Annotated in this window: 9 protein-coding genes; all 9 read right to left on the reverse strand. The window is 35.7% G+C overall.

Annotated features, from left to right (window positions below):
• Positions 1-51: 51 nt before the first annotated feature.
• Complete coding sequence (locus tag PMI13_RS16275) at positions 52-462, reverse strand: hypothetical protein (RefSeq protein ID WP_007845712.1); 411 nt, start codon at positions 460-462, stop codon at positions 52-54.
• Between the two features lie 112 nt (positions 463-574).
• The gene (gene bglX / locus PMI13_RS16280; RefSeq protein ID WP_007845713.1) at positions 575-2902 is read right to left on the reverse strand and encodes a beta-glucosidase BglX; all 2328 of its coding nucleotides are present in this window, start codon (positions 2900-2902) and stop codon (positions 575-577) included.
• Between the two features lie 143 nt (positions 2903-3045).
• Positions 3046-3762, reverse strand: coding sequence for a carboxylesterase family protein (locus PMI13_RS16285; RefSeq protein WP_007845714.1), 717 nt, complete (start codon positions 3760-3762; stop codon positions 3046-3048).
• 212 nt (positions 3763-3974) lie between these two features.
• Positions 3975-5366, reverse strand: a complete 1392-nt coding sequence (locus PMI13_RS16290) for a glucoamylase family protein (protein ID WP_007845715.1) — start codon at positions 5364-5366, stop codon at positions 3975-3977.
• 12 nt (positions 5367-5378) lie between these two features.
• Entirely contained in the window at positions 5379-6767 is a 1389-nt protein-coding gene (locus tag PMI13_RS16295) for a glucoamylase family protein (RefSeq protein ID WP_007845716.1), read from the reverse strand.
• A gap of 45 nt (positions 6768-6812) precedes the next feature.
• Positions 6813-7721, reverse strand: a complete 909-nt coding sequence (locus tag PMI13_RS16300) for a LamG domain-containing protein (protein WP_007845717.1) — start codon at positions 7719-7721, stop codon at positions 6813-6815.
• Positions 7722-7735: 14 nt separating this feature from the next.
• Positions 7736-9238 carry a fibronectin type III domain-containing protein gene (locus tag PMI13_RS16305; protein ID WP_007845718.1) on the reverse strand — a complete coding sequence of 501 codons (1503 nt, stop codon included), beginning with the start codon at positions 9236-9238 and terminating at the stop codon, positions 7736-7738.
• Positions 9239-9249: 11 nt separating this feature from the next.
• A complete protein-coding gene (locus PMI13_RS16310) occupies positions 9250-10716 on the reverse strand; it encodes a RagB/SusD family nutrient uptake outer membrane protein (RefSeq protein WP_007845719.1) in 1467 nt (488 codons plus the stop codon).
• A 10-nt stretch (positions 10717-10726) separates the two neighbouring features.
• Complete coding sequence (locus PMI13_RS16315) at positions 10727-13573, reverse strand: SusC/RagA family TonB-linked outer membrane protein (RefSeq protein ID WP_007845721.1); 2847 nt, start codon at positions 13571-13573, stop codon at positions 10727-10729.
• Positions 13574-13804: the final 231 nt, after the last annotated feature.

Raw genomic sequence — 13804 nt, forward strand, 5'->3', positions numbered from 1 at the left:
ACAAATTTTGAGACAGAAAAAAGACTGCCCCTTTTGAGACAGCCTCTTTTTTTATTTATAAATTACAACATCATCTTTTTTAAGCTGGTAGCTCATTTTCTTATTCTTCTTATAAGGAGTCAAAACATAGCTTTCTTTAATATAGCTTCCACTTTTCCAGATTTTGTTTTTTCCTTCTTTTTCAAGGATAATGCTTTTTGCCGCTCCGTCCGGGATGAAAACTTCGGCTCTTTTCATGTCTTTACTAAAAATAACAGCCGTCATCGAAGTATAACTTTTATCCGAACTTATTTCCTTTAATTTGATTTTCTGTTCAAAAACCCTTACGCAGTCATTTTTGATTTGTGAATAGGTATAGCCTGCCGACCCGATACATCCGTGAACGTCTCTGTCTCCGCCCACTTTTTGTGCAAAAGCAAAAGAACCTAAGAAGATCGCGCCGAGTAAAACTGTTTTTTTCATATTTAAATTTTTAATGGTTTTCAATTTGGTAAAAAGTATGCCAAAAATATGGTATTAGTTAATTTAATTCTAAGATACAAAAAAAGCCGCTCATTGTGAGCGGCTTAAAATATTATTTTGTCCAGTTGATTTTTGAATGTTTTACTTCTTCGGAATTGGTTCCGATCATAATATCAAATTCCCCGGATTCCCAGTCGTATTTTAAGTCTCCATTATAGAATTTCAGGTTTTCAGGCGTAATGTCGAAGGTCACCTTTTTAGATTCTCCTTTTTTAAGCATCACTTTCTGGAATCCTTTCAGCTCTTTCACCGGTCTGGTAATGCTTCCCACCATATCTCTGATGTATAGCTGAACAACCTCAGCTCCGTCATAGTTTCCGGAATTGGTTACCATAACTGAAGCCTGGATGGTTTGATTTCCTTTCGGGTTTGCATTGGAAACCGTAACATCCGAATAACCGAATTTTGTATAACTCAATCCATAACCAAACGGATATAGCGGTGTATTACACTCATCCATATAGTTGGAACGGAATCTCTGGTATTCACATTTATCGGTAAGCTCCTTGCTTAGCGGGCGGCCTGTATTTTTGGCATTGTAATAAACAGGAACCTGGCCAAGGCTTCTCGGGAATGTCATCGGTAATTTTCCTGAAGGGTTTACTTTTCCAAACAGCACATCAGAAATTGCATTTCCCGCTTCTGAACCGGCAAACCAGACATTCAGGATCGAATCAGGAGTATCTTTTATATTCGTTAAAGCTAAAGGACGGCCTGTGAAAAGTACAACTGCGATTGGCTTTCCTGTTTTCTTCAATTCATTTAAAAGGTCTACCTGAGACTGGGGAATGGTAATTTCAGTTCTTGAAGATGATTCACCACTCATTTCTGCAGATTCACCGATTGCCAAAACAATAACATCTGCTTTGTTGGCAACATCTACCGCTTCTTTTAGTAAAGCTTCTTTCGGACGGTTGTCCCGGTCTGTTTTTTTACCGTGGGCAGCATAGATATCTTCCAATTTAGCATCATAATCGATGTTGGCTCCTTTAGCAGAAATAAATTTCACTTCTTTTCCGAAGTTAGCCTGAAGGCCCTGCATCAGATTAACCGCCTGATCATGTTTTGCAGCTACACTCCATGTTCCGGCCATGTTTAACGAATTATTTACCAACGGTCCGATTACGGCAACTGTTCCTGATTTTTTTAAAGGCAGGACCTGATTGTCATTTTTCATCAAAACCATTGACTGAGCGGCAGCATTTCTGGCGATATTACGGTTTTCCATATTATACACTTCTTTTGCAGCCAGCTTTGCATCTCCGTAACGGTAAGGATCATCGAATAATCCCAGATCATATTTCGCCTCAAGAATTCTTTTTGCAGCGATATCGATATCAGCCTGGGTAATTTTTCCTTCTGATAAAGATTTTTTCAGGGTTGTTAAAAATCCTTCCCCAACCATATCCATATCAACTCCTGCTTTTAATGCTAAAGCAGAAACCTGCTGAAGATCTCCCATTCCGTGGTCAACCATTTCATTTATTCCTGTATAATCGGTCACTACGAAACCTTTGAAATTCCATTTATTTCTTAAAACTTCGGTTTGAAGCCATCTGTTTCCGGTGGCAGGAACTCCGTCCACTTCGTTGAAAGAAGCCATTACAGAAGCTACACCTGCATCTACAGCCGCTTTGTAAGGCGGAAAATATTCGTTGAACATTCTCACATGGCTCATATCAACGGTATTATAATCTCTTCCTGCTTCTCCTGCTCCATACAATGCAAAGTGCTTAACACAGGCTAAAATGGTATTTCCAACAGATAAATCTTTGCCCTGATATCCGTACACCATATTTTTAGCGATTTCACTTCCTAGATAAGGGTCTTCTCCGGAACCTTCGGAAACCCTTCCCCATCTGGGTTCACGGGAAATATCCACCATTGGGGAAAATGTCCAGTTGATTCCATCTGAAGATGCCTCTTTAGCGGCTACTCTTGCAGACTGCTGTACCAGATTCATATCCCATGAGGCCGCAAGCCCTAATGGAATCGGGAAAGTGGTTTCATAACCGTGAATGACATCCATTCCGAAAATCAATGGAATTTTCAGACGGCTTTTTTCCACCGCTACTTTCTGAACAGCTCTGATCTTGTCAGCTCCTTTTATATTGAATAGTCCGCCGACTAAACCTTGTTCAATTTTTTTTCCAATATCAGAACTCTGAGCCAAACCTGTAGTAAAATCTCCTGAACTTGGTAAATTCAGCTGTCCGATTTTTTCATCTAAAGTCATTTTCGACAAAAGGTTATTTACAAAAGCTTTTTTCTTTGCCTGATATTGAGCCGTTTGATAAGACTGAACCGGCTTCGATACCATTTCCTGAGCCGAAAATACAGGCGCCAGTGCTAAAGTGGCGATTACAATTAACTTTTTCATAAATCTATCTTCTTAAATTATAGTTCAATTTTTTGTTTTAATTCTCAGGTGAAACACAGGGTGCAAAGTTTCCTGATTAATTCAATTTTTAAAGCGATAAGCATTATATTTAGCTAAGATCGCGAAGTTTTTTATCCTGACGATTAATTTTTATTTAATTCTTTTCTTTTTGACAGCATCCATTTGTACAAATCCGGATTTGAATACGCTGAATCCCATGAATTGTGATTATCATTAGGAAAAATCGTCAGTTCTGCAGTTGGATTAACCGGATGTAATTTCTGATAAAAATCAAAAGCATTTTCGGGTAAAACTACATCATCCATCCCACCATGAAATATTTTCATGTTTAAATCTTTGTATTGATTGATGTTCGCTGTCATCACCTGATCTGTGGGAGCACAAACTGAAACAACAGCTGCAAACATTTCAGGATGTTCCATTGCTAGCTTCAATGTTCCCCAGCCTCCCATTGAAAGACCTGTAAGGTAAATACGGGAAGCATCAATTTTATATTTCTTCTGAATTTCTTTAATTAAATGATAGACCGTCACGGTATCCCACCACATATCAGCCGGACATTGAGGTGCCAAAATAGCAACAGGCTCTTTGATCAGGTTTTTGTATGTGAAAGGACTGTGCGCTTTTACCATTTCCAGGTTACTCCCTCTTTCTCCCGAACCGTGAAGGAAAACAATTAAAGGAACACTTCCTTTAACTTTCTGTGGGTAATCTAAAATATAGGATATTTTCTCTGTTCTTTTAAAATCCTTGTTCAATTCCGCTTTTATTTCCTGGGCAGTCATGCTTAGGGAAAATGGCAGAAACAGAAGAGGAATAAATTTTATTTTAAATTTCATTTAATATTCAGGTTTTGGCTAAAGCCGTTTGATTTTGTTTTTATTCAAACGGGCTAAAGCCCGTTCCTATTGATGTAAAATACTATTCTAAATTCACTTATTTATTATTTAGCCCCGATTACAGCGACATCCTTTTTTGTTACGGCCTCCGCTTCGCTCCGGCCGTAACAAAAAAGATACAGCGGAAAGCAGGATTAAGCTCCTGAAATATATTATTTAATGTTATATTTTTCAGATTTAAAGCTTAATTTCTTTAATCCCTGCTTGATTTCAGGAGCATTCATGAATAATTTCCATAAAAATCCGGATCTGTAATTTTCAATCATCGGCGCAATGGTTCCCTGATCAATAGCCAGGTATCTTGGTGTAAACCAGTCACTGTAATTGATTGATGTGGCATCGTAAGGACCTGCCGTACCTATAAACTGAGGTTTTTGGGTGTAGATGAATCTTAAAAAATCCATTGATTCTTTAGGGGTATACGGAAAACTGCTTAAGGCCGCGGTTGGCGTAATTACTCCAAGGTCATTTTGTGGGAAATGGGCGTTGTAGCCGGTGCTTCCATCATCATTTCTTGTGTAGCCGGCTGTCAGTCCCCAATAATTCGGGCCGTAGCCTTTCCATTGTTTTGGGTTTTCAACACAATATTTATAATCGATAAGAACCTGGTTTTTATTCAGATCAAAATAATTTTTCACTAGTTTATCCGACAATCCTGTAGGATCTAGCCCTATATATGAATAATGAGCCCAGAATAACGGGCCACCATATTCCTGTGCTCCATTATGCTTTACATACATGGGCAATCCGTATTGGGTCTTGTCGGAAACAATGCCGCCGTTTCTTGCCCAGCCTTTATAGTAAGTTTCTGCATCAATGGCATAGGTGGGTGATGAAGCTGCTAAAATGTAAGTGATTAAACATTCGTTATAACCTTCCAATGGGAAGTTCATTTCCCACTGATAATCCGGAGACCAATGCCAGTATAATACTTTCTCACCGCCTTTTGTATACCAGTTCCATTGAATTCCTTTCCATAAGTCATCGCATTTCTGAGCTAAGGCTTTTTCTTCAGCATTACCGTTTTTAAAATATTCACGAACCATTAAAATTCCTGATGTTAAAAATGCTGTTTCCACAAGATCTCCGCCATTATCTTTTTTACCGAAAGGCACTGTTTTCCCTGTTTCTCCATTGATCCAGTGTGACCAGGCACCTTTATGACGGTCTGCCTTAGCAAGGAAATCCATCATATTGGTAAGTCTTTTTACAGCTTCTTTTCTTGGGACAAACCCTCTTTCAACTCCTACAAGAACGGTAGCCAATCCAAATCCGGAACCTCCCGTAGTCACTACATGCTTATCATTATCCGGATAAATATTGTCTTCATGGTAACGCTCACGTCCCAGCATAGAATGAGGCTCTGCATACTCCCAAAAATATTTCAGGGCGTCTTTCTGAACTCTGTCCATCAGCTGTTCATCGGTAATATTACTTTTTACGGCTTCAACTTTTGAAATTTCAGGTTTTGAGGCTTGGAAGTTTTTGCAGGAATAAGCAAAAAACATAGATGCAACAGCAATCGATAATGTGATCCTTTTCATTATATCATTTTTTTAAAATCCGTATTGTGTAGAATGGAATCCTAATTTAACTAAACCTTGCTTAACATCCGGAGCATTCATAAACAGCTGCCATAAAAACTGAGTTTTATAATTTTCAACCATAGGTGCAATGGTTCCCTGATCTATTGCCAAATATCTTTGCGTAACCCAATTATAGTGTACAGAATAGGCATCATAAGGACCTGCTGCTCCAATATATTTGTTATAATTTTCATTATATAAAAACCTCAACATATTGATACTTTCTGTTGGTGTATAAGGCATATTTGAAAGGGCTGCAGTAGGAGAAATTATCCCTAAATCATTATTAGGCTGATGAGCAGAATACCCTGTAGTCCCATCAGCATTCCTAGAATAGCTTGCTGTAAGCCCCCAACTTTTAGAATTATACCCTTGCCAACCTTTTGGATTTGCCAGACAATATTGATACATAATTCTTGCGTGGTTTGTAGTTGCATCCCCATAATTTACGTTTTCGTCTGATAAACCTCTGGGATCTAATCCTAAAAATGAATAGTGTGACCAGAACATTGGACCAACTGATCCATTAGCTCCGTTATGATTAACAACAACAGGAATTCCGTATTGTGTTCCTGTATTTTTTATACCTCCATTTCTTGACCAGCCTTGTTGATAGACAGACTTGCTGATTGAATAATTCGGAGAAGCAGCAGCCAGAACGTAAGTAATCAATGTTTCATCGAAACCTTTTAATTGCATATTCATTTGAAAATCATAGTTTGGAGACCAATGCCAATACAGGACATTTTCTCCTTTTGTATACCAGCTCCATTCTATTCCTTTCCATAGTGTATCTGCTTTTTGAGAAAGGGCAAGTTCAGCAGAATCTGAAGAATTTTTAAAATATTCTCTTATACAAATTAAACCTTGAGCCAAAAATGCGGTTTCTACTAAATCCCCGCCATTATCCATTATGCTAAAAGGAATAACCTGGCCTGTTGTACCATTCATCCAATGTGGCCATGCCCCATGAAAACGATTGGCATTCTGTAAAAAATTCAGAGAAGTTGTAAGCCTTGAAACAGCTTCAGGCTTGGCAATATAACCATTTTTGATCCCTACCAGAATGGTCATCAAACCAAACCCTGATCCTCCTGTAGTCACTACATTAGCATCCTGTGAAGGATTATCTGTATGATATCTCTCTCTTGCCAGTTTTGATCCTGATTCTGCATAATCCCAAAAATATTTTAATGCATCTTTTTGTACCATTTCTATAAGCTGGGCATCGCTATAATTATTAGGAGTTTCCGTATTTCCTCCACCTATTGGCGTTCCCGTACCTGATGATGAATCATCTGATGAGCAGGAGTTGAATACCAGCCCTACAAATAATATTGTTGTCAGTATTTTTTTCATATATAATTTTGTAAAAAAAGAGCCTTTTTTGAGGCTCTTTTGCGATTATCTTCCGTCTTTTTCCAATTTATACAAAGCATCAATTTCTCCTGCAGACAATGCTTTATCATACATCCTGAATTCATCCATCATGCCTGTATACGTCAACATCCATCCATCAGGAGCTCCCCAAGGAGTGCCCAAATGTTGCTGATAGCCTCCAATGACAAATTTAGAAACATTGGAATTTGAAAGGGGGCCTAAAGCAACTCCTCCTTGAGTAGGATCATTTGTAAATCTTTTTGTTATACTATCTGGTAACTGAATTTTCGTACCGTCAATATATAAAGAAAACATAGAAGAAGTAGCGTCATAAGTCCAAACCATGTGCTTCCAATTACCATACATATTCTCTAATTTATTTGATCCTCCCGTTTCAATAAATTGTCCAGCCCAAGGAATACTTGGTGTAACATCTTTTTGAATATGAAATTTGACTAACATTTTCCCATCGGTTGACCCTTCAATTAAAACGAAAATATTTCCCCAAAAGTCTGTAGTTTTAGGAAGCATGAAAAGACATTGTGCACCTCCTGTATGTACCGAAGTTTTTATCCACATTGCTTGTGTAAAACTTTTAACATTTTTAATCTTATCACTTACGTCATTATAAGTAATAAAACCTGTCGTTGATCCTTTATAAGCTTTTCCTTTAAAACCCACATCAAAACTTGTTCCTGTAGCAGAAACAAATCCATTAATAACACCATTTTTGGCGTCAGTAATTGAACCTTCATCAAAGCTAATCTTACTGATCAAATTATCTGTTGCAACTTCATCTGAATTTTGATACCCACCAATAGAAGCATATGGAATAGGCGGATTATCTTTGTCAATACTGTCTTCGCAACTTAGATTCATTAGACCAAACAAAAAAGCTGCTCCTATAGATTTTATTAAATTTATATTTTTCATATTTATTGATTTTGTTACCAAGCAAAGTTTGATGACCAAGGAGTAAATTCAGACCATATACCCTGCATACATTTATATTTTACACGGAATCGAATAATAACATTTCCTGTAAAGTCATAAGCCTGAGCTCCTTGATACCATGTTAAGTTATTATTAGTTTCAAAAGTTCCCGTTTTAACCTGAGAAGGATTTGTTAATGAAACAATTTGGTATTCTACCTGATAAGAAACAACATTATTTATTGGTGTCCAACTAAATATTGCAAAACTTCCATATCTACCCGGTGTGGAACATGAACAATCATTTGCTACTTTTAAATCAGATGGTAAATTACCTAAATTACAATCAAAGTTATTTGGATTTACAGTTTGCCAATCTGACCAGTTACAACTGCTATCAGAAGCCAATCGAAATTTGAATTCATTTGGATTATTAGTATAATAGAATATATGATTTTGAGCCAAAACATCAGATATTCCTGTTTGATTTGTAATAAGATCTATCCATTCTATTTTATAAATTGCTATATTAGGCACATCAGCAAAGTCTAATCTATACCAATTACCATAAGGAGTAATAGTAATATTATTAGGAGGTAAGGGGCATTCAAGTGTTTTAAAAGTTATATATTGATTGATTGATAAGTTTTGAGAACTACACATTGCTGTGACTCTTACAGTATATGTAGTATTCGGTGTAAGGTTGTCTAAGGTTACAAAATTATCGGTTACAATTTTTGGTGTAGGGTTACCTGATGTATTTATTATTCTGTAAGATACAGCTCCTGAAAGTAAATCCCAAGAAATTTTAGCTGAAGATGTTTTAATATCATTAACAACAATATTTTTTATGGGAGCTAATTCACAAGTTTGACCAGCTCCTGAAGAATCATAATATAATTCTACCTTATCAATATCTACATATTCTCTAAAATTTAAAGTCGTATTCATATTGGAAACAATCCATAGGTATTTGTATGATTTAGTAGGTGCAATTTGACCTTGTTCTTTTGACTTTACTTGACAAGTATATGTGTCATCTAAGAATTCACCGTTGCTAAAAGTAAGGATTTTTAATTTGTCAGACACAACAGGTTCTTTCTCTTCATCACAATTATTAGTAGATTTTTCTATCAAACCATTAGCAAAATAAACATCAAAGTTTACTGCTCTATTAGGATTACTTGGCAATGAGTAACGATACGTAACAATAATTTTGTATTTTTTAGAAGTATCTAATGTAATACCAATATTATTAAGATCAATAAATATCCCTTCCGATTTCTTAGTTGTAATATTTTCATTTTTGCTATACAATCTTATTACTTTATTACCACAACCTAAATCCAAAACATTGGGGCTACCGTGACTAGGTCTCCACTGGTTAGAATAATTACCTGCAAGATTATTACACTGGGTTTGAGGGGCTGGTGCAGTAATAAATGCAGGCAATGCCTGTGATTTAACCAAATAAAAATTAACAATCAGTAATAATATGAATGTAAGTAATTTTTTCATTCTCTTTTTTTTTAGTAACCAGGATTTTGACCAGACATCCCCTTAGACTCTATAATAAACGAATTCGGAATTGGAAATAGCTCATGCTTTCCTGTTACAAATGTTTTACCATTTGCAGCCATAGCAGCCTGTGCCTGGCCTGTTCTTATCAAATCAAACCATCTATCATGTTCAAATGCCAGCTCCAGTCTCCTTTCTTTCCAAATTGCGTTTCTTAAATCCGCTTGTGAAGTTGCAGTCGTATTAGCAAGTCCTGCTCTATTTCTAACCTGATTTAAGAAGGGTGCGGCCTGAGCTGTTTGTCCCAATTCATTCATTGCTTCAGCTTTCATTAATAATACCTCAGAATATCTCAGGTATCTGATGTTAGCATCTGAATCATCAGAACCTGTAAATGCTGAAGAATATGCCTTATAATTATAATATGGAGCAGCAACTGTTGAAGGAACTACCCTCCCATCATATAATGTAGAATTTCTGAAAATAATTGTTGCATTCCTTCTTTCTGTGTCTCCTTCTTCATTATATGCATCAACAAGATTCTGTGTTGGAGTACAAAATCCCCAGCCCCAGCCACCGGCACCTCTCGCCCCTTGTACCTGAGAATATTGTTGAATACCCGGGGTAGCCTGCCCTCCTAATCCTTGTATTTCAAAGATAGATTCCTGATTATTTTCACCTGAAACTCTATAAATATCAGCAAAATTAGGTGTTAAAGAATATCCGGTTACAAGATTACAATTATCTATTACCTGTTGCCATTTCTTCTGGTAGAGGGAAACTTTTGCTAATAATGCATATGCTGCTCCTTTACTTGCTCTCCCGACATTGTTTCCTGTATAGGCACTTTTAGCTGGAAGAGCACTAATAGCTTCATTTAGGTCTTTTTCTATAAAGGCGTAAATTTCCTCTTTCGATTTTCTTGTAAGAGTCATTACTCTGTCATCTTCATTACCAGCTACAGGCACATGATCAACTAATGGTACTCCACCATAACATTTTACCAGCATAAAATAAGAAAATGCTCTTAAAAACTTAGCTTCACCTTCTAATCTGGCTCTCAAATTTGCATCAGCATTTGTTAATAATGGTAAAAACTTTAATGCCTGATTAGATCTGTTTATCGCCTGATAATGTCCTTCCCAAATAGATTGGAATGAAGGTGTAGTTGCCGTAAAAGTTAAAGCATCTAAAATATCTTTATCAGTACCTGCATCACTTGGATCGGACCCTTTATCTGCGTCATCGGTTATAATACTTGAAACGCCTATCCATGCGAATGAACTGATATTCCAATCTAAATACTTAGCATAAATAGCAGTTACAAAACTTTCTGCGCCTTCGTTATTGTTCATCAGTGACAACTCTTGTCCAGAGATTGCATCTGTAGGTTGTGTATTCAAAAAATCACCTTCACAGCTTTGATTTACCAGCATAACAGAACATAATGCTGCAATTAAAATTATATTACGTTTCATAGATTCTTAATTAAAATTTAACATTTACACCAAATACAAAAGATCTTAATGTAGGATAGGCATCCAATTCAACACCTGTCAAACCATACGGATCTCCATTTGCGTTCAATTCAGGAGAATATCCTGAGAATTTTTGAAAAATGAATGGGTTTATCGCACTTACATAAAATCTCAAACTAGACAGATAATCTACCGGTTTGCTTAAGGTGTATCCTAAAGAAATATTATTAATTCTAAAGAAATCACCTGATTCTAAATAATATGTGGAGGCAAGTGGTACAGCATTGAATGGTGCTGGATTTGGAGATCCTGTATTGCTTGACGACCAATAATTGTTTGCTACATCATATTCAACGTTTTCCCCACCAAATCTCTGTGCTTTTTTACCATTATATACTTTATGTCCAAAAGCTCCATAACCATTTACACTTAAATCTACATTCTTATATTGAACTCCAACATTGATACCTAAAGTTGATTTGGGAATATATGAACCAAAAAACCTTCTATCACTAGCATCATTAGCTCCAGTTGTCCCATTTCCGTTTGTATCCACATAAGTAAAATTGCCGTTTGAATCTAACCCTCCAAATTCCCATAAATAGAAACTTCCCAGAGGCTGTCCAATGGCACTATCATTAAGGTACTTCGTATCTTGTCCATTTCCTAATCCACCTCCTATAATAGGATTATAGCCATCAAATAATTTTTCAAGTTTATTTTTATTTACTGAAAAGTTTCCATTAACTGAATAGCTCCAATCTTTTCCAATAGTATCACTCCATCCTAATGAAACTTCAATACCTTTGTTAGATACTTCTCCTAGGTGAGAGTATCCTACTTTTGATAATCCAGTTGTAGAAACAGGTTTAGATGCTAAAATTAAATTTTTAGTAATTTTGCTGTATAAATCAAATGATCCTTTTAATCTGCGGTCAAGCAATTCAAAATCAATCCCACCACTTGTTTCTTCCGTAATTTCCCAACCTAGATTTGGATCATAAATTTGATCTATAGTAGTTCCGTTTGAAATACTACTTCCACCAAAAGCGTAATTATATTCTACTCCTGTGGCAAAAGGAAGATAATTTGTAGGTATTCTTTGATTTCCTAATCTTCCCCAACCAGCTCTTATTTTTAATAAATTGATAATCGAATTATCTTTTAAGAAGTCTTCTTCTGAAATTACCCAACCTGCTCCAAATGATGGGAAAGTCCCCCACTTATTTCCTTCTGAAAATTGCGAAGATCCGTCTCTTCTTACAGTAGCTGTTAATAAATACCTGTTCATTAACTTATATTGTAATCTTCCAAAGTAAGAATTTGTAGTATTGTTATTTCTATTAATTGAATTTGCTTTTACGATTTGATCGGCGTAATTAAAGGCTTCTGTTCCGGTACCGTAAATATCCCAATAATTACTATTTTCAATCATATTTTTTCTCTGAATTGTAAGTTCATTTTCACCACTTCGCATAGTAGATTCAGTACCTACAGTAATTTCAATATCATGAATATCAGAGAACTTTTTATTATATGTAAAGAAGTTTGTTAAAACCCAGTTAAAATAGTCTTTACGTGTGTTGGTTAATAAATTTAATGGTAATTGTTTTTCAGGATCAGGGTCTGTATTATACCCCCCCGGAACTCTTGTTGGATCTTGTGATAACCAGATAGCTAAAGAGGGTACATAGTTATAGCTTTTAAAATTAGAATATTCCCCTGAGAATTGAGACGTAAATTTAAGACCTTTAAACAGATCGATATCCATTTTTAATCCTCCTTGAAGAATAAATGAATTTTGTCTTTCATTATTATAAGCTAAGCTTGCTACAGGGTTTCCAACATTATTAAATGATTGTCCTGTTGGAGATGCAAAACCATTACTTCCTACAAAAGAAACACCGTACTGACCAGAAGGGAAATACACTGGAACTATCGGAGATTGTTTATACGCAGCAGTGAAAGCGCTTAATGGTTTAGGGGTAGTATTTGTAAATGTTGCGCTTAAATTTTGAGAAATTGTAACTCTTTTCAAAAATTTAAACTCATTATTTGTTCTTACAGTAGACCTGTTATAGTCCGTTCCCTGCAATATTGATTTTTCATCATAATTACTTAGACTTAAGAAATATTTAGCATTTTCTGAAGCTCCGGATAATGATAAATTATGTTGATTATAAGTTCCTGTTCTTGTAATTTCATTAAACCAATCTGTATTTACAGGTTGATCCTGAGAATATCTTGTTGCTCCAAAAGCTATATTATTATAACTGGAAAATAAATTGCTTCCAGCCATTTTCACTTTTTCCAACGGCATTCTTACTCCAGTAAAACCGTCATATTCCACAGTGATTCCTTTTCCCTTTCCCGATTTAGTTGTAATAATAATAACTCCGTTTGCCGCTCTGTTTCCATAAATAGCTAATGCAGAAGCATCCTTTAGCACATCATAAGTTAAGATATCATTAGAATTAATATTATTTATATTATCAACAAACAATCCGTCAACTACATACAAAGGATCTCGCCCTCCTAAAGCAGTTCCAAGACCTCTGATCATTACTGTAGGTGTAGATCCCGGTAAATCAGATGATGTTACCTGAACACCCGCTGCCTTACCCTGAATAGCTTGTGTTGCATTTAATACTTTAGTTTTTGTTACTTCTTCCGCATTCAGAGAACTTACAGCTGTAGTATTATCTACTTTCTTACGGCTACCATACCCGATCATCACTACCTCTTCAATCTTCTGCTCCTTAGTAACAGTATCTTGAGGAGTAACCTGTGCATTGACATTCATACCGAAGTATAAAACAGCAATGAGACATGAATACTTTAAATCACTTTGTTTCATATAGTTCATTTTTATTTCGTACAATCAAATTTCAAAACAAGCTTTAGCGCCTGTAAACTGCCTTTAATAAAGGAAAACATGTTATTCTCAAAAAAAGACATTATTCAAAATTATAAAAATATCTCTAACAATGTTAAGTTAACTTAATTTTTTTAATTTTTTTGTTAACTTAAAAATTTATTAAAATCATAATTTGTATTCATTTTTTTGCAATTAAATTCTTAAACTAAA

Source organism: Chryseobacterium populi (assembly GCF_000282115.1).
Classification (GTDB): domain Bacteria; phylum Bacteroidota; class Bacteroidia; order Flavobacteriales; family Weeksellaceae; genus Chryseobacterium; species Chryseobacterium populi.